Origin of the sequence: Arsenicicoccus sp. UBA2120 (genome assembly GCF_002330965.1) — a bacterium.
Taxonomy (GTDB): Bacteria; Actinomycetota; Actinomycetes; order Actinomycetales; family Dermatophilaceae; genus Arsenicicoccus; species Arsenicicoccus bolidensis.
Window position 1 is genome coordinate 1 of sequence record NZ_DCYC01000015.1, and the last position, 20,668, is coordinate 20,668.

A 20,668-nucleotide genomic window follows, 5' to 3' on the forward strand; every position below is an offset into this window, starting at 1 on the left:
TTGGACAATTCGTCGAGGGTGTAGCCGACGGCCAGCTTGGCGGCGATCTTGGCGATCGGGAACCCGGTGGCCTTGGAGGCCAGTGCCGAAGAACGCGACACGCGCGGGTTCATCTCGATCACGACCATGCGCCCGGTGTTCGGGCAGATGCCGAACTGCACGTTGGAACCGCCAGTTTCCACGCCGATCTCACGCAGCACCGCCAGCGAGGCGTTGCGCATGATCTGGTATTCCTTGTCGGTCAGGGTCTGCGCCGGGGCTACGGTGATGGAGTCGCCGGTGTGGACGCCCATCGGATCGAAGTTCTCGATGGAGCAGACGATGATGCAGTTGTCCTTCTTGTCGCGGACCACCTCCATCTCGTATTCCTTCCAGCCGATCAGCGACTCGTCGATCAGCAGTTCGCTGGTCGGAGACAGATCCAGACCGCGGGCACAGATCTCTTCGAACTCTTCACGGTTGTAGGCGATGCCGCCACCGGTACCGCCCATGGTGAACGACGGACGGATGATGCAGGGGAAGCCGACCTTGTCGAGAACCGCGTAGGCCTCTTCCATGTTGTGCGCGATGCCGGATTCCGGGCAGGCCAGGCCGATGTTCTTCATCGCCTTGTCGAAGCGCGAACGGTCTTCGGCCTTGTCGATGGTGTCGGCGTTGGCACCGATCATCTCGACACCGAACTTCTCCAGCACACCGTGCTTTTCCAGGTCCAGCGCGCAGTTCAGCGCCGTCTGGCCGCCCATGGTCGGCAGCAGCGCGTCGGGGCGCTCCTTCTCGATGATCTTGGCCACGGTGGCCCACTTGATCGGCTCGATGTAGGTGGCGTCGGCCATGGCCGGGTCGGTCATGATGGTGGCCGGGTTGGAGTTCACCAGGATGACGCGGAAACCCTCTTCCTTCAGCGCCTTGCACGCCTGGGCACCGGAATAGTCGAACTCGCAGGCCTGGCCAATGACGATGGGGCCAGCGCCGAGGATGAGGATGCTTTTGATATCTGTACGTTTTGGCATTTTCTTACTCTCGAATCCTTTGGTCAGTCGGCAGGCTTAGCGGCGCTTGGCCATGGCTTCGATGAAACGGTCGAACAGTGGCGCGACGTCGTGCGGGCCCGGGCTCGCCTCGGGATGGCCCTGGAAGCTGAAGGCGTCCTTGTCGGTACGCTCGATGCCCTGCAGGGTGCCGTCGAACAGCGACTTGTGCGTAGCGCGCACATTGGCCGGCAGGCTGGCTTCGTCCACGGCGAAACCGTGGTTCTGACTGGTGATCATCACCACGCCGGTCTTCAGATCCTGTACCGGATGGTTGGCGCCGTGGTGGCCATTGGGCATCTTCACGGTCTTGGCGCCGGAGGCCAGGGCCAGCAACTGATGGCCGAGGCAGATGCCGAACACCGGGATGTCGGTTTCGAGCACCTGCTGGATCGCCTTGATCGCGTAGTCGCACGGCTCGGGGTCACCCGGGCCGTTGGCCAGGAAGATGCCGTCCGGATTCAGCGCCAAGGCTTCGCTGGCTGGCGTCTGCGCCGGCAGCACGGTGACGCGGCAACCGCGGGCGACCAGCATGCGCAGGATGTTGTACTTCACGCCATAGTCGAAGGCGACGACGTGATAGGGCAGCTCGCTGGCCGGGATCTCGGCATGCGCGTCGTCCTTCAGGCACCAGACACTGGAACGCCACTCGTAACGCTCCTTCACGCTGACTTCCTTGGCTAGGTCCATGCCCTTCAGGCCGGGGAAGCTGCGCGCCAGCTCCAGCGCCTTCTCTTCGGTCGCGTCGGCACCAGCCAGGATGCAGCCGTTCTGCGCACCTTTCTCGCGCAGGATACGGGTCAGGCGACGGGTATCGATGCCGGCGATGGCAACGGTGCCGTTGGCCTTGAGGTAATCGGGCAGTGATTGCTTGTTGCGCCAGTTGCTGGAAATCAACGGCAGGTCGCGAATCACCAGACCAGCGGCCCAGACTTTCCAGGACTCGGCGTCTTCCGGCGTGGTGCCGGTGTTACCGACATGGGGATAGGTGAGGGTAACGATCTGCTTGGCGTAGGAGGGATCGGTGAGGATTTCCTGATAGCCGGTCATGGCGGTGTTGAACACCACCTCACCAATGGTTTGCCCATCGGCGCCGATGGATTCGCCGCGAAAAATGCTGCCATCGGCAAGGGCCAGAATGGCTGGCGTAAGGGCTGGCTTAGTCAAGAGACCTCCCGTAGATCAAGGCTGGAGCAGACGCAGATTGTAAAAAAGCGGGATGACGTGTGAAGGTCATCCCGCTTTTTGTTTGATTCATTTCTGCGCAACTTTTAGTGGACACACTAAAGCGGGAAGCTTACACAAAACCGCCTTTCCGGTCCAGCCGAAATAGCCGGCCAGCGCACCCGAACGGGGCACAGGGCAACCGGTGCGCGCAGCGAATCATTTCAGGCCGAGCACGTCCTGCATGTCGTAGAGCCCTGCCGGCTTCTCATCCAACCACAGCGCGGCGCGCACCGCCCCCTTGGCGAAGGTCATGCGACTGGAGGCCTTGTGGGTGATCTCGACGCGCTCGCCATCGGCGGCGAACAGCACGGTATGGTCGCCCACGACGTCCCCGGCACGCACAGTCGCGAAGCCGATGGTCTCGCGCGCCCGCGCACCGGTCTGACCTTCGCGACCATAGACGGCAACCTTCTGCAGATCGCGCCCGAGCGCCTCGGCCACCACCTCCCCCATGCGCAGCGCGGTGCCGGACGGCGCATCAACCTTGTGCCGGTGATGCGCCTCGATGATCTCGATATCCACATCGTCACCCAGCACGCGCGCCGCGGTATCCAGCAGCTTGAGGCACAGATTGACGCCAACGCTGAAGTTGGCGGCGAAGACGATCGGGATCTCTCTGGCCGCCGCCACCAGGCGCTCCTTCTCTTCCGGCGAAAAGCCGGTGGTACCGATCACCATGGCCTTGCCGGCGCGGCGGCAAACCTCCAGGTTCTTCAGCGTCACCGAAGGGTGAGTGAAGTCGATCAGCACGTCGAACTCGTCGACAGCCTTGCCGACATCTCCCGTCAGCGGCACGCCCAGCCGCCCGATGGCGGCCAGTTCGCCGGCATCGGCACCCACCAGGGTACTGTCCGGCCGATCGATGGCAGCGGTCAGACCGGCGACGCCGCCAGTCTGCTGCACCGCCTCGATCAGGGTCTTGCCCATGCGCCCGGCGGCGCCCGTCACTGCAATACGTCGCATAGCATCAGCTCCAAGCTGCAAGCCGGAAACCGAGCGCGAGGCCGATGCACCAGGCACCGGACCTCAAGCCCTCAGTTCGACTCAAACATCACCGAAAAAGCGCTTCACACCCTCGAACCAGCCGCTGGCCTTGGGTGAATGGGAGGTGTCGCCCTGTAGCGTGCCGCGGAACTCCTCGAGCATCTCGCGCTGGCGCTTGCTCAGGTTGACCGGCGTTTCGACCACGACGCGACACATCAGGTCGCCCGCCGCACCACCACGCACCGGCGCTACACCCTTGCCCCGCAGACGGAACTGCTTGCCGGTCTGGGTGCCTTCCGGGATTTTCAGCTTGACCCGGCCATCCAGCGTCGGCACCTCGAGCTCACCGCCCAGCGCCGCATCGGCGAAGCTGATCGGCACCTCGCAGTACAGGTGCTTGCCGTCACGCTGGAAGATCGCGTGCTCGCGCACGTTGACCACTACGTAGAGGTCGCCCGCCGGCCCGCCCTGGGTTCCGGCCTCGCCCTCGCCGGAGAGGCGGATGCGGTCGCCGGTATCCACGCCTGGCGGCACCTTGACCGAGAGCGTCTTCTGCTCTTCGACGCGGCCCTGGCCGTGGCAGCTGCCACAGGGGTCGGAAATCATCTTGCCGCTGCCATGGCAGCGCGGACAGGTCTGCTGCACCGAAAAGAAGCCCTGCTGCATGCGCACCTGACCGATGCCGCCGCAGGTAGTACAGGTCACCGGGCTGGTGCCCTTCTTTGCCCCGGAGCCATCGCAGGTCTTGCACTCGACCAGGGTCGGCACGCGGATGGTCACCGTGGTGCCGCGCACGGCTTCTTCCAGATCCAGCTCCAGCGTGTAACGCAGGTCGCTGCCGCGCTGAGCGCCACCGCGGGAGCCGCCACGACCGCCACTGAAGAAATCGCTGAATACATCGCCGAAGATGTCGGAGAAGTTGGCGCCGCCGTAACCGGCTCCACCTGCCCCGGCGCCCATCTGCGGATCGACGCCGGCGTGCCCGTACTGATCGTAGGCAGCCCGCTTGCTCGGGTCGGAAAGCACCTCGTAGGCCTCGTTGGCCTCCTTGAAGGCTTCCTCCGCCGCCTTGTCACCCGGATTGCGGTCGGGGTGATGCTTCATGGCGAGGCGGCGGTAAGCCTTTTTCAGCTCCGCCTCGCTGGCACCGCGCTCAACGCCCAGCACCTCGTAAAAATCGCGTTTGGCCATAACTATCCTGAACCCTCAATTTCATGCCTTCCAGACACGCCGACGCGGGAGCAAGCCCCCGCGTGGCGGTCTTGCCCGCCCCGACGACGTCGAGGGCGGGCTGGAGCGGAAGCAAGCCGGGGCTTACTTGTTGTCCTTGACCTCTTCGAACTCGGCGTCGACCACGTCGTCACCCGGCTTCGCCTGCTCACCTGCGGGCTGACCTTCACCGGCCTGAGCCTGCTCGGCGTACATCTTCTGCGCAACCGGAGTGGAGGCCTGGGACACCGCAGCGATCTTCGCTTCGATCACAGCCTTGTCGTCGCCCTTGATGGCCAGCTCCAGCTCGCCGAGCGCCTTCTCGATCGCAGCCTTGTCATCGTCGCTGGCCTTGTCGCCGGCTTCGGTGAGCATCTTGCGGGTGGCATGCACCAGCTGATCGCCCTGGTTGCGTGCGGTAGCCAGCTCCTCGAACTTGCGGTCTTCCTCGGCATTGGCCTCGGCGTCGCGCACCATCTGCTCGATTTCCTCCTCCGACAGACCGGAGTTGGCCTTGATCACGATGGACTGCTGCTTGCCAGTGGCCTTGTCCTTGGCGGACACGTGCAGGATGCCGTTGGCGTCGATATCGAAGGTGACTTCGATCTGCGGCATGCCGCGCGGGGCCGGCGGAATCTCGGCCAGATCGAAGCGACCCAGCGACTTGTTCTGCGCAGCCTGCTTACGCTCACCCTGCAGCACGTGAATGGTCACAGCGCTCTGGTTGTCGTCGGCAGTGGAGAACACCTGCGACTTCTTGGTCGGGATGGTGGTGTTCTTCTCGATCAGCGGAGTCATCACGCCGCCCAGCGTCTCGATACCCAGGGTCAGCGGGGAGACGTCGAGCAGCAGCACGTCCTTGACGTCGCCCGCCAGCACGGCGCCCTGGATGGCAGCACCCATGGCCACGGCTTCGTCCGGGTTGACGTCCTTGCGCGCTTCCTTGCCGAAGAACTCGGCGACTTTCTGCTGCACCAGCGGCATGCGGGTCTGGCCACCGACCAGGATCACGTCATTGATCTTCGACACATCGATGCCGGCATCCTTCAGCGCGATGCGGCACGGCTCGATGGTGCGCTCGACCAGATCCTCGACCAACGACTCCAGCTTGGCGCGGGAGATCTTCACGTTCAGGTGCTTCGGACCGGACGCGTCAGCCGTGATGTACGGCAGGTTGACGTCGGTCTGCTGGCTCGAGGACAACTCGATCTTGGCTTTCTCGGCAGCTTCTTTCAGGCGCTGCATGGCCAGCGGGTCGCCCTTGAGGTTCATGCCGGTTTCTTTCTTGAATTCGTCGACGAGGTAGTCGATCAGGCGGATGTCGAAGTCTTCGCCACCGAGGAAGGTGTCACCATTGGTAGCCAGCACCTCGAACTGGTGCTCGCCGTCTACCTCGGCGATCTCGATCACCGACACGTCGAAGGTACCGCCACCCAGGTCATAGACGATCACGGTGTGGTCGCCCTTGGCCTTGTCCATGCCATAGGCCAGCGCGGCCGCGGTCGGCTCGTTGACGATGCGCAGGACGTTGAGACCCGCGATCTCGCCGGCCTCCTTGGTGGCCTGGCGCTCGGCGTCGTCGAAGTACGCCGGGACGGTGATGACCGCGTCCGTGACGGGCTCGCCGAGGTAGGACTCGGCGTCGCGCTTGAGCTTCATCAGCGTGCGGGCGCTGATCTCCTGCGCGGTGTAGTCCTTGCCGTCGATCTCCTGCTTCCAGTCCGTGCCCATGTGGCGCTTGACCGAGCGGATGGTGCGGTCGACGTTGGTGACGGCCTGGCGCTTGGCGATCTCGCCGACGAGCACCTCGCCGTTCTTGCTGAACGCCACGACCGACGGGGTCGTGCGACCGCCCTCGGCGTTGGCGATGATCTCCGGCTCGCCGCCCTCGAGGACGGAGACGGCGGAGTTGGTGGTGCCGAGGTCGATACCGACTGCACGTGCCATGTGTGGCTCTCCTTGTTGACTAGCGGATGTTGAGTCGTCAGCACTCAAGGTATGACCGCCTGCGATCCATGTGCAAGCTCGTGTCAGTGAACTTGAGTCTATCCGGCTCAACTCCGTCGGTCACGCCTTTGTTCCCCGGCGTCGGAGGGCGACGGGTCAGACCCAGATCGCGGCGTCGATGCCGTCGCTGAAGCGCTCGGGCTGCGCGGGGTGGCGGACGGCCTCCCCGCGGACGACGCGCGCCGCGCTCCAGGCCGCGGCGGCGGAGTCGAGGACGTCGTCGGCACCACGCCGACCGAGGTCGAGGTCCCGCGGCAGGCGGATCCCCTGGGCCAGGAGCAGACCCTCGCGCTCGCGCAGCCCCTCGGGAGTCTTCTTGCTCGAGGCCAGCGGCGCGCCCGCCATGATCGCGAAGCACAGCTCGGGGTGCACCTCGACCACCGGCAGGGTCGGCCCCTCCCCGCGCACGTAGGCGTCGACGTCCAGGATGGCCCTGCGCATGGCATAGCTCTGCGCGGCCAGGCTGGTCCCGCCCGTGCGGGCGACGCTGATCCGGCGGGCCTCGGCATACGACTCGGCCGCCAGCGCGTCACGCACGGGGGTCGCAAAGACCGAGCCGGCGCGCGGGCCCAGCCGCCCGCGCACCTCGACGTCCGCCCTGCGGCGCCCGGTGTCCGGCAGGCCGATCGGCGCGTCGACCGCGACGAGCTCGACGTGCACAGCGCCGTGATCGACCCGGTCGATCACGGTCCGCAGGTCGGCCCCGGCCACGATCCGCACCGTCCCCGCGCCGGACACGGGCAGGAGCGCGCCGGTCCACCCGCCCCGGGCCCCGTCGACGCCAAGCACCCAGCCGTCGTATGCCGGCTCGCCACCCTCACGAGCAGGCGAGGTCTCGAGCCCCAGATCCCCGAGCACGCTCGACACGGCATCCTCGGGCGACACCGCGTGCCGGGGCGCGCGGACGTCGTCGCCGTCGACCGGCACCTCGTCGAACAACCGCAGCCCGTCCAGCAGCACCACCGGCACGCCGGTGCGCGCCGCGAGCGCGATCTCGCTGACCGTCCCCCAGCTGTGGCCCACCGCGACCACCGCGTCGCAGGCACGGACGAGCAGGGCGTTGCGCATCTCGCCGAGGCCGGTCGGGATGGTGACCGACAGGTGCGGGTTGGCGGCGGAGCGGTCGTCGCCGGGCAGGAGCCCGAGGCTCGTCCCACCGGCCTGGGCGCACCCTCGCGCTGCTCCGGCCATCACCCCGCCGAGACCGCCGGTGACCACGACCAGTCCCTGCTCGGCCAGCAGCCGCCCCACCGTGACGGCCTGCTCCACCTGCTCCGACGTGGCCGCACCCGGACCGACGACACCGACATACCCTCGTGGACGCACGTCCCCCAGGATGACATCGAGCCCTTTCCAGGGCCACGTGAGCATCAGCCAGCTAGCATCGGCGCCGATGAGCTCGACCCGACCCGCGCTCCAGATCGACCGGGGCGCCGCCCAACCCATCGTCGCCGTCCCGTACGCGCTGGGGTTCGGTGCCGTGCTCCTCGTCGGTCTGCTGACCGTGGCCCCCTGCTCGCCGTCGTCGCCGCGTCGGGCGCGATCAACGCCGGCGGGATCGGGGTCGACCAGCTGGTGGCTCGGCCCCGGCTCACCATGCTCGTGACGACGGCCGTGCTGGCGGTGTCGGTGTTCGTGGCGTGCCTCGTGGCCGACCAGCCCGTGCTCGCCGTGCTCACCCTCGCCGCGGTGGGCGCGGTCGTCGGGCTGCTCAGCCCGCGCGAGGGCCCAGGGCAGGTCGGGGTGCAGGCCGTGATCGGATTCCTCGCGCTCGGGCAGCAACCCGCGCCGGTGCGCACCGCCGTGACCTATGCCGTCCTGGTCGCCGCCGGAGGGCTGGTGCAGGTGCTCGTCGGGACCGCCGTGGGACCACGGGTCCGGCGCCGGCGGAGCAGGGTCACGCCCCTGCTCCGACAGCACCTGCCGGATCCCGCCAGGGCGGATCCCGCCCCCCTGCCCGAGGTGGGCCGGGCCGTGATCAACGACCTGCGGCACCCCGGGTCGGGGCCGCGCTGGCACGCCCTGCGCCTCGCCCTCGGCCTGGGTGTCGCCGAGGTCCTGTCCCAACTGCTCGCCCCGATGCGTGGCTACTGGATTCCCCTGACGGTGGTCACGGTCCTCCAGCCGCGGCTGACCGACACGCTCGGTCGCGGCCGGGACCGGTTGCTGGGCACCGCCCTCGGCGTGGCCGTCGCAGGTGCCGTCGTCACCTGGGCACAGCCGGAGGGGGCGACCCTCCTGGCGCTCGGCACGTTCCTCGCCTGGGCGATGTTCACGCTGCAGTCGGTCAGCTACGTCCTGTACTCCACCGCCCTGACCGCCTGGCTGGTCGTCTTCCTCGAGGTCATCGGGATCACCGCCCAGGGGTCGATGCCTCACCGGCTGCTGGCCACCGCGATCGGCGGTGCCCTGGCCCTGCTGCTCGTGGTGGTGGTCCGCCGCAGGGGTTAGCTGACCGGTCCGTGGCAGCCGGGACCCCAGGGGCCCATGAGGGAAGGGGGGACGGCCGAGGCCTGGCGATCGTCACGGCGGCCCACCGAAGCCTGCAGCCCCCTGCCGCTGCCGAGCCGGGAGGGTCATAGTGGGAGGAGGAGCGGTCGCGCCGGCCGTCGGACCCGCACCCCGAGCCCACCGTCTCGACCGGTCCGGGAAGGAGAGCAGTCACCGATGACCGCAACGCTGCGCATCCATCGAGGTCCGGCGTCCCCCGGGCGCCCCGTCCTGGTCGGCACCCAGGTGGTCGGCACGCTCGACGAGGAGACGACGGACCTCACCGTCGCCGCGGGAACCTTCCTCGTGAGCCTGGCGCTCGGGCCCTACCACAGCGTGGTGACCCGGGTCGTGGCCCACGACGACGAGGTCGTGGAGCTCACCGTCGAGGACAACCGGGACGCCGTCGCCCCGCTGCTGCAGGGCGGGTTCCTGAGGTTCACCGATCGGAGCAGGCCCCGCCGCGCGTGACCCGCTGGTGACGGGGCGACGACGCGAGGTCCGCCCCGAGCCCGGGGACCACCTAGAGTGCCGGGGTGGCCGCGCCCGCACCAGCACCCACCGACGCCGAGCTGCGCGTCGACATCGTCGACCTGCTCGGCCGCCGGTCCGCGGACGTCACCATCTGCCCGTCCGAGGTCGCGCGCGGGCTCGGCGGCGAGGACTGGCGGGAGCTGATGCAGCCGACCCGGGATGCCGCCGCCCACCTCGCCGACGAGGGCGTGATCGAGGTGGTCCAGGGTGGCCGGCCGGTCGACGTGCGGACGGCCCGAGGCCCGGTGCGCCTGCGCCGTGGCCCGTCCTGGCCGGACGCCTCGCAGCCGCACGTGCAGGCGCAGTCCGAGGCACCAAGGACCCACTGGCTGCTGCCGATCGACCCGGCGGCGCACGCCGAGCACCAGCCGCCGGACTGGCGGACCCGTCCCGATGCCGGCCCGGTCTGGGAGGCGATCGGTCGCTCTCAGCAGATCGACCGCTGGTGCCTGCGCTCGGGATTCCGGACGATGCAAGCGGGCGACACGATCTGGGCCTACCTGTCGCGCCGCCAGGAGCTGTGCGCCGTCGGAACGGTCCGGGAGGTCGCGCAGGACGGCGGCGCCTGGCAGGTCCTTGTCCGCTGGGACGACGCCCGCACCGCCGCACTGGGACGAGACCCCTTGCCGCGCAGCACTTTCGGTCAGGTCCCGATGTCGACCTGCCGCGCCCGCGAGAGCGCAGCCAGGGTCCTGACGGAGCGCTACGACGCGCTCCCCGGCCCCCGACATACGGCCTGAGCGGGGCAACCCTCACGTGGCGTCAAGGTAGGATCGCGAAGCCTCACCCCGCCGCAGCTGGCTTCACGCTGCGGCCCTTTTCATGGACGGAGCCATCCTTGGCCAGCACCACCCCCAGCGCCGCCGAGACCCGGGGCGGCGAACGGGGCTTCCCCCTCGTCCCCGACGCCGGCGACCGAGACACCTCGACGCTCGCCGCGCTGCGCGACCCCCGGCGGCTCAAGACCGAGGTGCTGGCCGGGCTCGTCGTCGCCCTGGCGCTCATCCCCGAGGCCATCTCGTTCTCGATCATCGCGGGCGTCGACCCCCGCATGGGGCTGTTCGCGTCGTTCACGATGGCCTGCACCATCGCGATCGTCGGTGGCCGTCCGGCGATGATCTCCGCCGCGACGGGCGCCGTCGCCCTGGTGATCGCCCCGGTCGCCAGGGATCACGGGATCGACTACTTCCTGGCCACGGTGCTGCTCGCCGGGGTGCTGCAGATCGTCCTCAGCCTGCTCGGCGTCGCCAGGCTCATGCGCTTCATCCCCCGCATGGTGATGGTCGGCTTCGTCAACGCCCTGGCGATCCTGATCTTCCTGGCCCAGCTCCCCCACCTGGTCGGCCCCTCCATCCCCCCGATCGTCTACCCCCTCGTCGCCCTCGGCATCGCGGTGCTGGTGCTCCTGCCTCGCGTCACGACCGCGGTCCCGGCGCCCCTGGTCGCCATCGTGCTGATCACCGCCCTCGTGCAGGTGACCGGGTGGCGCATGCCCACCGTCGGCGACCAGGGCGAGCTGCCGGACTCGCTGCCGACCCTGCTCCTGCCGAACGTCCCGCTCACCCTGGAAACCCTGCAGGTCATCGGGCCGTTCGCGCTCGCCATGGCTCTCGTCGGGCTCCTCGAGTCGCTGATGACGGCCAAGCTCGTCGACGGCATCACCGACACCCACTCGAGCAAGACCCGCGAGAGCTGGGGGCAGGGCGTCGCCAACATCGTCACCGCGCTCTTCGGCGGGATGGGCGGCTGCGCCATGATCGGCCAGACCATGATCAACGTGAAGGCCTCCGGCGCCCGCACCCGGATCTCGACCTTCCTCGCCGGGCTCTTCCTGCTCGGCCTGGTCGTGGGGGCCGGCCCCGCCGTCGCCCGGATCCCGATGGCGGTGCTCGTCGCGGTGATGATCATGGTCTCGGTCGCGACCTTCGACTGGCACAGCGTCGCCCCGTCCACGCTGCGCCGCATGCCGTGGAGCGAGACGATCGTCATGCTCGTCACCGTCGTCGTCACGGTCGCCACCCACAACCTGGCCTACGGCGTGATCGCCGGCGTCAACACGGCGTTCGTCGTGTTCGCGCGCCGCGTCGCGCACTTCTCCACGGTCGAGCGGGTGGCAGAGCCCGACGAGGACGCAGACGGCACGATCGACACCCGGGTCTACCGGGTCCACGGCGAGCTGTTCTTCGCCTCGAGCAACGACCTCGTCTACCAGTTCGACTATGCCGGCGACCCGGAGCACGTCGTCGTCGACCTGTCCGGGTCCCACGTCTGGGACGCCTCCACCGTCGCCGCCCTGGACGCCATCGAGGCGAAGTACGCCGCCAAGGGCAAGCGCGTGGAGATCGTCGGTCTCGACGCCGCCTCGGCGACCCGTCATGCCCAGCTGTCCGGCCACCTCGGCGCGGGCCACTGACGCGACCCCAGGCAGGCCCTGGGAGTACCCCCTCCCACCAGGGACTCCCCCTGCCCCTCTCGATCGGTGTGTGATGGACACATCCGAACCCGTCGACGAGCAGGAGGATCGCCATGCACACCAGGACCTTGGGGCAGGGACTCGAGGTGTCGGCCATCGGCCTCGGCGCCATGGGCATGTCCATGAGCTACGGCCCCAACCCGGGTGACCGCGACGAGATGATCGCCGTGCTGCGCTACGCCGTCGAGCACGGCGTCACCTTCATCGACACGGCCGAGGTCTACGGCCCCTACGTCAACGAGGAGCTGGTCGGCGACGCCATCGCGCCGATCCGCGACCAGGTCGTCGTGGCCACGAAGTTCGGCTGGCGCATCGAGGACGGCCAGATGAAGGGCACCGACTCCAGCCCCGCGCAGATCCGCCGCGTGGCGGAGGGTTCCCTGCGGCGCCTCGGCGTCGAGGCGATCGACCTCTTCTACCAGCACCGCGTCGACCCGGACGTCCCCATCGAGGAGGTCGCGGGCACCGTCGCCGAGCTCGTCCAGGAGGGCAAGGTCAAGCACTTCGGCCTGTCCGAGGCCGGCGCCGACACCATCCGCCGCGCGCACGCCGTGCACCCCGTCACCGCCGTCCAGAGCGAGTACTCCCTCTGGACGCGCGATCCCGAGCCCGCCGTCCTGCCCGCGTGCGCCGAGCTGGGCATCGGGTTCGTGCCGTTCAGCCCCCTCGGCAAGGGCTTCCTGACGGGCACGGTCTCGGCCGACTCGACCTTCGGCGAGGGTGAGATCCGCGCTCGCGTGCCGCGGTTCGCGGCCGAGAACCTCGCGGCCAATCAGGCCCTCGTCGACCACGTCAAGGCCCTTGCGGAGCAGCGCGGTGCCACGCCGGGTCAGGTGGCGCTCGCCTGGCTGCTCGCGCAGCACCCCTTCATCGTGCCGATCCCCGGGACTCGTCGCCGCGAGCGCATCGACGAGAACGCCGGCTCCACCGCCGTCGCCCTGTCCGCAGACGACGTCGCCGACCTCGACGGGCTCGCGGAGCGCGTCGGCGTCGCCGGGGAGCGCTACGACGAGGCCGGGATGTCGATGGTCGGTCTCTGACCCCACCAGCGCGTATGCCGTCCCGCCCGCCTCAGTCCGCAGCCGCGGCGAGGCGGGCGGCCACGTCGCGGGCGGCCTGCCGCAGCTCGGGGCCACCGAGGATGCGCCACGGGTGCGGGACCTGGGCGAGGCGCTCGACGACATACATCTCGGCGTTGCTGGTCGAGCCGCGCAGCTCGCAGCCGCCCTCGACCGCGGTCAGCGTGCCGGAGACGGCGCCGACCCAGCGGGCGATCTCCTCGACGGGGGCCTCGAAGCGCACGTGGGTCGTCAGCTCCCAGCCCGCCCCGAGCGCCTCCTCCAGCGCGGCAACGGGATCGAGATCGGCTGGGGCGGAGCAGGACTCGGACGTCACGGTCACCCGCGCCACCCGGTCGGCGCGCAGCGTGCGCGTCGCCTGGGCGTGGTGCGAGTGGCCGAGGAGGTACCACCGGCCGTGGCGCACCACGAGCGCCCACGGGTCGACGAGCCAGGTGTGGGTGCGGCCCGACTCGCTGCGGTAGTCGAGCTCGACCCGGCGACCCTCGGCGATGGCGGCGACCAGCGCACTGGTGACGGTCGGCTCCGGCAGCGGGTCCGGACGACCCGCGCCGCTGGCGGTGTCGCGCACGACCGCCGCCTGCTGACGCACCCTCGCCGGGAGGGCGCGGATAACCTTGTCCAGCGCCTCGCGCCTGATGTCGGTCCCCTGCCGCTGCCCCGCCGTGGCCGACAGGACCGCCGTGACCAGGGCGATCGCCTCGTCCTCGGTGAACACGACGGGAGGGAGCCGGGCGCCGCGCCCCAACCGGTAGCCGCCATACGGCCCCCTGGAGGACTCGACCGGCACCCCCGCCTCGCGCAGCGTCAGGACATAGCGCCGCACCGCTCGCTCGGTGACGCCGAGCCGGTCGGCGAGCTGGGCAGCGGTGACCCCCGGCCGGTCCTGGATCGCCTCGAGCGCCAGGAGCGTCCGCACCAGCGGGGTCGCGCCGTCGTCCACGCCGCCAGCCTAGGTCGCGCGAGCTCACTGGTTGCGGTGGTAGAACGCGCGTCCCTTGGCGCGGTTGCCGCACAGCCCCATCGAGCACCACGACCGCGAGCGGTTGCGCGAGTGGTCGTAGAACGCCCAGCGACAGCTCGGCTCGCGGCAGGCCTTGAGCCGCGTCCAGGTACCGTCGGCGACGGCCGGTGGCACGGCGGCGACCAGGGTGGCCAGGGCCGCGTCGACGACCGACAGGCCGGGTCGAGGGACGAGCCGGGGCGCGGGCCCACCGATGTCCAGCACGAGTGGCAGCTCCGCGACGAGCCCCGCGAGGTCGCTCCGCGCGTGGGGGTCCAGGCCGTCGGGACGGGGGCTGTCCACGGGCGGGGCGTTGTTCTCAGCGATCAGTGCCCGCAGGCCCTCACGGACGGAGGTCGCCCGGGCGAGCTCCGCCTCGTCGACTGTGACCCCGGCGGGGGTGAGGTCGCGTCCGGCCAGCCATGCCTGGAGCTGCTGGCGGGTGCTGAGCCCGTCCGCGTCCGGCCCTCGCGTGTTGATGAACTCCTCGATCGGGCTCAGCGGGTGGGGGGTGGCGGGCGATTCCATCCGTGAATTCTAACCCGCCTATCGAGGTTGGTCGGCGCGCGACGACGGCTCCTCGACGCCTGTCCGGGCCTGGGTGCCCGGCGTGATGACCGTGAGGGCCAGGACCACCGCGGCTAGGAGGCGACCACGCAGAACTGGTTGCCGTCGGGATCGGCCAGGACGACCCACCCGTCGTCGTCGAACCTCTGCACCTCGGTGGCCCCGAGGTCGCGGATCCGGCCCACCTCGCCAGCCAGGTCGCCGGTGAACAGGTCCAGGTGCAGCCGGTTCTTGCCTGCTCGCGGCTCGGGCACGAGCTGCAGGGACAGACCCACGCCGCCCTTGCCCGGGTCCTCGAGATAGGTCGTGCCCTCGTCCGAGGACGCGACCTGGTAGCCGGTCACCGCCCGCCAGAAGGCGGTGCTGCCCGACAGGTCGTTCGTGTCCACGCACACGTTGCCGATGCTGATGCTCATGGCTCCTCTTCCCTCTCCCTTGACCGGTGATGCCATGACGCTAGTTTGATAACCGGCAAACGTTAATGGATAGTTAGGTCTCTTCCGCCTCGGATTAAGTTAGGGTTGCCTAAGTCGAAGGCTGCTGACGGACGAACGGATGGAGGAGGGCCCCGTGATCGACGCCGACCCCCGCGCCAAGACCGTGATGGCCACCTCGACGCACGTCGAGCTCGGCGTGCTCGACCACCGGGTGCTGCTGCGCCGCCACGCCCTCGAACGCTCCGGCGCCGTGCTCTTCTCGCTCGGCGAGGTCCCACCCCGCTGCGCGCTGCGCGTCGCCCCCGGGGCCGACCTGCCCGTCCTGGACCTGGTCGCGGTCGACGTCTCCTGCGCGCACCGGGCCGATCGGGTGCGGGGCATCGTCCGCATGACGGGGACGGTCGACGTGCATCTCGGACCGATCCGCGACGACCTGGCCGAGCACCTCGCGGTGTCCGACGGCACGCCCGTGGGGCGCCTGACGCCCAGCCGCGTGAGCCTCGAGTGGCGGATCGAGACCACGGACGGCCGACCGACCTATCAGGTCGTCGAGCCGCAGGACTACGTCGCCGCGCGCATCGACCCGCTCGGCGGGTGGGAGGACCGGTGGATGGCCCACCTCGACGAGGGCCACCGCGAGCTCGTGCGGGCGCTCGTCTCGCGCCACCTCCCCCTCGGCCCCGACGCCAGGGTGCGCCCCGTCCTCGCCGACACCCGCGGCGTCGTCATGCGTGTCGAGCAGGAGGGCGGCGTGCACGACGTGCGCGTGCCCTTCCCCCACGTCGTCGGCTGCGGGTGCGAGGCGGTCCAGGCGCTGAGCACGCTCCTGCGCACCTGAGCGCCGGACCGCCCATCCCGACCACGGCCAGCCGCGGGGCTACCCTGCAGCACATGACGGATCCCGGCCACGCGCCCGCCCTCGTGGGACCGGCGGCGACGCGGTGGAGCTGACGACCTTCGCCCTGCTCGTGCTGGCCGGGGTGGCAACGGGATTCGTGGGCTACCTGACCGGCATGGCCTCGCTCGTGTCCTATCCCGCCATGCTCGCGGCGGTACTGTCCCCCGTCGCCGCCAACGTCAGCCAGACCCTCGGCCTGATCGGGATCGGCGCCGGTGCGGCCACCCGCGCGATGCCCACGCTGCTCGCCGGCGGACGACGGGACCTGCTGCTGCAGCTCGGCCTCGCGGCCCTCGGCGGCGGGATCGGCGCCGCGGTGCTGCTGGTCGGCGGCGAAGGCTCCTTCCAGCTCGTCGTGCCGTGGCTCATCCTGCTGGCGTCGCTCATGGTCCTGGTCTCCCCGCGCCTGCGACGCCTGCAGGGAGACCGGTCCGCACCCCGCTGGGTCTACCTCGCCGGGGTCCTCGTGGTGAGCACGTATGGCGGGTACTTCGGCGCCGGCGCGGGCACGATCTACCTCGCGCTCGCGCTGCTCGCCTCCAGCGACGCGTTCGGGCGGTCGATGATCCTCAAGTCCGTGCTGCTCGCCGCCACCAACATCGTGGCCGCGGTGTTGTTCATGGCCTTCGGGCCGGTGAGCTGGTGGGCGGCGCTGGCGCTCGGCCTCGGCTGCCTGGTGGGTGGCAACCTCGGCCCCGCCGCGCAGCAGCTGATCCCCGAGCGGGTCATGCGCTGGCTCGTCGCGGTGGCCGGCGTCGGGCTCGCCGCCTGGCTGGCCCGCGCCTGACGCCGGTCGCGATCCTCCCCCGTCGTCGGGTGGGTTTGGTGTCGTCATAGCAGCACCGAACTGACCCGACGCCGGGGCGGCTCGTGCAGCGAGGTGGCGTGGCTACGCCTGCTCGGCGGCGACCAGCTCCTTGAGGCGGAGGCCGTTGAACGCGGCATACCCGTAGTTGTCGTTGTTGAAGTAGCAGTAGGCAGGTCGGCCGCCCGCCGTGAGACCCCGCAGGTGCCCCACCCACTGCGTGAGCGCGTCGTCGTCGAAGGACCCGCCGTAGCGCCATTCCGGATCGCTGTTGTGGAACCGCACGTAGGCCAGCCGCCCGGTCGCGCGCAGCACCGGGTCGCGCCCCGCGATCACCGACACCACGAAGCCCGCGCCGTGCCGGTCGAGCAGGTCGAACACCCCGTCGTCGAGCCAGGACTCGTGCTGCGGCTCGACGGCGACGCGCACCCGCTCGGGCAGCATCCCGAGGAAGGTCGAGAGCCGGTCGTCGTCGCGGTGCAGGTCGGCGGGGAGCTGCACGACGAGCGGGCCGGCCTTGTCACCGAGCAGGTCGTGGGTGTGTGTGATGCGCTCGACCCAGTCCTCGGGGTCCTTGAGCTTGCGGTAGTGCGACAGGTAGCGCGACGCCTTGACCGTCATCTCGAAGCCCGCCGGCAGCCGGTCGCGCCAGCCCTCGACGGTGGTGTCGGCGGGCCAGCGGTAGTGCGAGCCGTTGAGCTCGACGGTGTCGAACCGCTCGGCGTAGTAGTCGAGCTGGTCGGCGATCCGCAGCCCGTCGGGGTAGAAGGTCCCGCGCCAGAGCTTGTAGGTCCACCCCGAGGTGCCGATCCGCACGTCCATGCTCATCCTCCGACTCGTCCCGTCACGCGCGGTCCGCGAGCGGGTCCGGCAGGTCACCGATCCGGCTCACCGGCATGATCACCACGTCGTCCAGCTTCCAGTCCAGGGCTCGTATGGCGGCCGCCGCCGCCTCGACGTCCGCCGTCAGCGCCGCGGATCCGCGTGGCACCACGAAGGACTCGACGTGCAGCACGTGGCCCATGTCGCGGACCCGGCTGCGCGCGTCCGAGACCCACCCGCATCCCCGCAGGACCGCGTCGACCTCCGCGACCAGGGGGTGGGTGTGGGCGGAGTCGTAGGTCCTGGCCCGCCCGTCCATGAGGTTGCGTCCGGCATACCTGAGGTTGGACCACCCGTCCTTGACGATGGACAGGGCGATGGCGCTGGCCACCGCCGCGTCCGCCCACCACCAGCCCAGGCCGATGCCGACGATTCCGGCGATCGACCCGGCCGCGGTCATCCAGTCGGCCTTCTGCATGTCGGCGTCGGCGTAGAGGATCCGGTCGTGGAGCGCCTCGGCCAGCGGCATCTTGCGTCGCGCGATGATGATCGGCCCGACGAGGGTGTAGGCCATGACCGCGATCATCACCCAGCCCGCCCAGACGGTGTGCCCGAGCAGCTGGAGGGTGCCGATCGGTGGGTGCTCCGCCTTGACCAGCCCGGTGACGGAGTCCCACAGCAGCATCGCGCCGACGAGCAGCAGCGCCACCGAGGCGGCGAGGTGGCCGCTGGCGACGGCGCGGTGGCGGCCGTAGGGGTACTCGGGCGAGGGGCTCTTGCCGACCTGCTTCCGAGCGATCAGGAAGGCGATGGGCGGCACGAACGCGAGCAGGTCCTCGATCCAGGCGGCCTTCATCGCCTGGGACGAACCCATGACGAGGTAGACGGCGGCCACGCAGGTCACCATGTAGGCGATGGTGATCCACTCGAGGCGGGTCGCGCGGTGCAGGGCGTCGCGCTGCTCCTCCGGCAGCGTCGTCCCGCCGAACCTCGTCGTCGACGAGCGGCTCACGACGCCCCTCCCGCCGAGCTGTCGAGCCAGCGCTCGAGGTCGGACAGGAGGGCGTTCTCCCCTGCCGGGACGGCCAGGACGTGCTGCCGGGTCTGGCCGCCGGGGTCCGTGGACTCGGCATAGGGCCGGGTCAGTCCGACCTCGGCGGCCCAGGGGCTGGTGGCGTCGAGCCCGGCCACCACGAGGTCGACCTCTCCGTCGGACAGGTCCTCGACGAGGGCGGCCTCGCTGTCGGTGGTCCACTCGACGCGGGCGTCGAGGTGCTCGGCATACCGCTGGGCCAGCTCGGCCTCGGGCCCGCTCGGGGTCCCGTCGGGGTCGGTGACGACGACGCGCGGCGGCGCGTGGGTCGCCCCGACGCGCAGCACCCGCTCGGACCGGACCCGGTCCAGGGTGCGTCCGGGATCGGTGGGGACCTGCACCCCGCAGGCCGAGACCGCCGCGGTCATCAGTGCCGCGAGCGCCGACCGTGCGAGCAACCCTGCCCCTGCAGGGAGTCGACCAGAGTTCATGCACCGAACCCTAGGCGACCTCGGCCGGCACGAGGGGCGTTGTCAGTGCCCGAGCGGCTGCACCTCAACCCCCAGCTCGCCGAGGAGCTCGGTCACCCGGCGCCGTATGTCGTTCCGGATGGGTCGCACGGCCTCGACGCCCTGACCGGCGGGGTCGGCGAGCTCCCAGTCCTCGTAGCGCGTCCCGGGGTAGTAGGGGCAGGCGTCCCCGCAGCCCATCGTGATCACGACGTCAGAGGCCTGCACCGCCTCGGGAGAGAGGATCTTGGGCCTCTCGGCGGAGATGTCGATGCCCTCCTCGAGCATCGCCTCGCGCACGGCGGGGTTGACGGCGTCGGCGGGGGCCGAGCCCGCCGAACGCACCTCGACGGCCCCGCCGGACAGGTGGTGGGTGTAGGCCGCGCCCATCTGGGAGCGGCCGGCGTTGTGGACGCACACGAACATGACGGACGGTCGGCGGTCGTTCATCGGGGCTCCTGGGTCGAGGGGTCGAGGGGTCGAGGGGCGTCGTGCGGTGCAGGTCAGTCGTCGTTGAGCAGCTCACCCAGGAGCTGGGTGACGCGGATCTGGATGTCGTCGGTGATGGCGCGGACGGTCGGCAGGTCGGCGCCCTCGGGGTCGGCGACGGGCCAGTCCTCGTAGCGGCGGCCGGGGTGGTAGGGACACTCGTCGCCGCAGCCCATGGTGACGATCACGTCGGCGGCGAGCAGCACGTCGTTGGTGAGTGGCTTTGGATAGACGTCGGGCACGGGGACACCGCGCTCGGCGAGAACCTGCAGCGCCACCTGGTTGATCTCGCCGACCGGCTGGGACCCCGCCGACCGGACGTTGACCCGGCCGCCCGACAGGTGCTTGGCGAGCGCGGCCGCGATCTGCGAGCGGCCGGCGTTGTGCACGCAGACGAAGAGCAGCTCGGGGTGCGGCTTGGCATGGGCGCCGGTGGCCTGCGCGTGCGCGACGAGCTGCTCCTTGGCGAAGCGCTCGACGAGGACCGGGAGGTAGTTCGGGACGGTGCTTCGGGCGGCGAGCGAGGCGTGGGCCGCCCGCACCGCCGCGAGCACCTCGTCAGGGGTGAAGACGCCGTCGAACCGGTGCGTCAGGTCGGAGACGACCTTGCGGTAGCGGTCGCCGTGCGCCGCCGGCTGGCCCGTCAGCTGCATGACCAGGTCGACGACGCGTCCGGTGATGTCGGCGCGGATCAGCGCCATGCGCTCACCACCCTCGATCCCCCGCGCGGACGGCTCGTCGGTCTCCCACACCTCGATCGGGGCGCGGCCCGGCCGCTCGATGACGGCCTCCCGGCCGATCACGACCACCCGGTCGACGCTGTCGAGCAGGGCCGGGTCGATGGGCTTGGGGTGCTCCCCCTCCATCGAGGCGCCCACCTCCTCGACGCTGGCACGCGAAGCCGCGTTGAGGTCGGAGCCGGGCCTGGTCCCGGCGGAGTGGACGGTGACGGCGTCGCCGGCCAGCTGCCGGGCGAGGGCGGCGGCCATCTGGGACTTGCCGCCGTTCTTGACGCAGACGAACAGGACGGAGGGTGTGCTCATGGCTGCTCCTGTGGGTGGGTGATGGGGCAGG

21 protein-coding genes are annotated in these 20,668 nt (G+C 70.1%); 7 read left to right on the forward strand and 14 right to left on the reverse strand.

Annotated features, from left to right (window positions below):
• From carB to B2P18_RS01215, 6 genes are all read right to left on the reverse strand, one after another.
• Positions 1-1,010 (reverse strand): carbamoyl-phosphate synthase large subunit (gene carB, locus B2P18_RS01190; RefSeq protein ID WP_286955536.1); only part of this gene is annotated, 1,010 nt, incomplete at its 3' end.
• 36 nt (positions 1,011-1,046) lie between these two features.
• The gene (gene carA, locus B2P18_RS01195; protein WP_014597590.1) at positions 1,047-2,195 is read right to left on the reverse strand and encodes a glutamine-hydrolyzing carbamoyl-phosphate synthase small subunit; all 1,149 of its coding nucleotides are present in this window, start codon (positions 2,193-2,195) and stop codon (positions 1,047-1,049) included.
• Positions 2,196-2,411: 216 nt separating this feature from the next.
• Positions 2,412-3,218 (reverse strand): 4-hydroxy-tetrahydrodipicolinate reductase, encoded by an 807-nt coding sequence (dapB, locus tag B2P18_RS01200; RefSeq protein WP_013983883.1) that lies wholly within the window; start codon positions 3,216-3,218, stop codon positions 2,412-2,414.
• Between the two features lie 81 nt (positions 3,219-3,299).
• Positions 3,300-4,430 (reverse strand): molecular chaperone DnaJ, encoded by a 1,131-nt coding sequence (gene dnaJ / locus B2P18_RS01205; protein WP_013983884.1) that lies wholly within the window; start codon positions 4,428-4,430, stop codon positions 3,300-3,302.
• Between the two features lie 123 nt (positions 4,431-4,553).
• Entirely contained in the window at positions 4,554-6,395 is a 1,842-nt protein-coding gene (gene dnaK / locus B2P18_RS01210) for a molecular chaperone DnaK (protein WP_286955538.1), read from the reverse strand.
• 156 nt (positions 6,396-6,551) lie between these two features.
• Entirely contained in the window at positions 6,552-7,781 is a 1,230-nt protein-coding gene (locus B2P18_RS01215) for a TIGR00725 family protein (protein WP_286955539.1), read from the reverse strand.
• Positions 7,782-8,057: 276 nt separating this feature from the next.
• Between B2P18_RS01215 and B2P18_RS01220 the strand changes: the two genes are divergently transcribed.
• From B2P18_RS01220 to B2P18_RS01245, 5 genes are all read left to right on the forward strand, one after another.
• The gene (locus B2P18_RS01220) at positions 8,058-8,906 is read left to right on the forward strand and encodes an FUSC family protein (RefSeq protein ID WP_286955540.1); all 849 of its coding nucleotides are present in this window, start codon (positions 8,058-8,060) and stop codon (positions 8,904-8,906) included.
• A 216-nt stretch (positions 8,907-9,122) separates the two neighbouring features.
• The gene (locus B2P18_RS01225; RefSeq protein WP_286955541.1) at positions 9,123-9,416 is read left to right on the forward strand and encodes a hypothetical protein; all 294 of its coding nucleotides are present in this window, start codon (positions 9,123-9,125) and stop codon (positions 9,414-9,416) included.
• 65 nt (positions 9,417-9,481) lie between these two features.
• Positions 9,482-10,219, forward strand: coding sequence for a DUF3253 domain-containing protein (locus B2P18_RS18735; RefSeq protein ID WP_313535013.1), 738 nt, complete (start codon positions 9,482-9,484; stop codon positions 10,217-10,219).
• A gap of 200 nt (positions 10,220-10,419) precedes the next feature.
• Complete coding sequence (locus B2P18_RS01240) at positions 10,420-11,892, forward strand: SulP family inorganic anion transporter (RefSeq protein WP_286955558.1); 1,473 nt, start codon at positions 10,420-10,422, stop codon at positions 11,890-11,892.
• Between the two features lie 113 nt (positions 11,893-12,005).
• Entirely contained in the window at positions 12,006-12,992 is a 987-nt protein-coding gene (locus B2P18_RS01245; protein WP_286955542.1) for an aldo/keto reductase, read from the forward strand.
• A gap of 31 nt (positions 12,993-13,023) precedes the next feature.
• Here B2P18_RS01245 and B2P18_RS01250 read toward each other — a convergent pair whose 3' ends face one another.
• The 3 genes from B2P18_RS01250 to B2P18_RS01260 form a co-directional block, all read right to left on the reverse strand.
• On the reverse strand, positions 13,024-13,974 hold the full coding sequence (locus tag B2P18_RS01250) for a helix-turn-helix transcriptional regulator (protein ID WP_286955543.1): 951 nt from the start codon (positions 13,972-13,974) through the stop codon (positions 13,024-13,026).
• Between the two features lie 24 nt (positions 13,975-13,998).
• Positions 13,999-14,562, reverse strand: a complete 564-nt coding sequence (locus B2P18_RS01255) for a CGNR zinc finger domain-containing protein (protein ID WP_286955544.1) — start codon at positions 14,560-14,562, stop codon at positions 13,999-14,001.
• 113 nt (positions 14,563-14,675) lie between these two features.
• Positions 14,676-15,017 carry a VOC family protein gene (locus B2P18_RS01260; RefSeq protein ID WP_029210828.1) on the reverse strand — a complete coding sequence of 114 codons (342 nt, stop codon included), beginning with the start codon at positions 15,015-15,017 and terminating at the stop codon, positions 14,676-14,678.
• 154 nt (positions 15,018-15,171) lie between these two features.
• Here B2P18_RS01260 and B2P18_RS01265 point away from each other — a divergent pair, with 154 nt between their 5' ends.
• Positions 15,172-15,876 carry a DUF2470 domain-containing protein gene (locus tag B2P18_RS01265; RefSeq protein WP_286955545.1) on the forward strand — a complete coding sequence of 235 codons (705 nt, stop codon included), beginning with the start codon at positions 15,172-15,174 and terminating at the stop codon, positions 15,874-15,876.
• A 103-nt stretch (positions 15,877-15,979) separates the two neighbouring features.
• On the forward strand, positions 15,980-16,723 hold the full coding sequence (locus B2P18_RS01270) for a sulfite exporter TauE/SafE family protein (protein ID WP_286955546.1): 744 nt from the start codon (positions 15,980-15,982) through the stop codon (positions 16,721-16,723).
• 102 nt (positions 16,724-16,825) lie between these two features.
• Here B2P18_RS01270 and B2P18_RS01275 read toward each other — a convergent pair whose 3' ends face one another.
• The 5 genes from B2P18_RS01275 to B2P18_RS01295 are packed head-to-tail and all read right to left on the reverse strand — an operon-like array spanning position 16,826 to position 20,637.
• Positions 16,826-17,563 (reverse strand): DUF72 domain-containing protein, encoded by a 738-nt coding sequence (locus B2P18_RS01275; RefSeq protein ID WP_286955547.1) that lies wholly within the window; start codon positions 17,561-17,563, stop codon positions 16,826-16,828.
• A 22-nt stretch (positions 17,564-17,585) separates the two neighbouring features.
• Positions 17,586-18,575 (reverse strand): cation transporter, encoded by a 990-nt coding sequence (locus B2P18_RS01280; protein ID WP_286955548.1) that lies wholly within the window; start codon positions 18,573-18,575, stop codon positions 17,586-17,588.
• A complete protein-coding gene (locus B2P18_RS01285; RefSeq protein WP_037212532.1) occupies positions 18,572-19,087 on the reverse strand; it encodes a transporter substrate-binding domain-containing protein in 516 nt (171 codons plus the stop codon). Before B2P18_RS01285 ends, B2P18_RS01280 begins: the two co-directional genes overlap by 4 nt.
• Positions 19,088-19,129: 42 nt before the next feature.
• On the reverse strand, positions 19,130-19,555 hold the full coding sequence (locus B2P18_RS01290; protein WP_286955549.1) for an arsenate reductase ArsC: 426 nt from the start codon (positions 19,553-19,555) through the stop codon (positions 19,130-19,132).
• 53 nt (positions 19,556-19,608) lie between these two features.
• Entirely contained in the window at positions 19,609-20,637 is a 1,029-nt protein-coding gene (locus B2P18_RS01295; RefSeq protein WP_286955550.1) for a low molecular weight phosphatase family protein, read from the reverse strand.
• Positions 20,638-20,668: the final 31 nt, after the last annotated feature.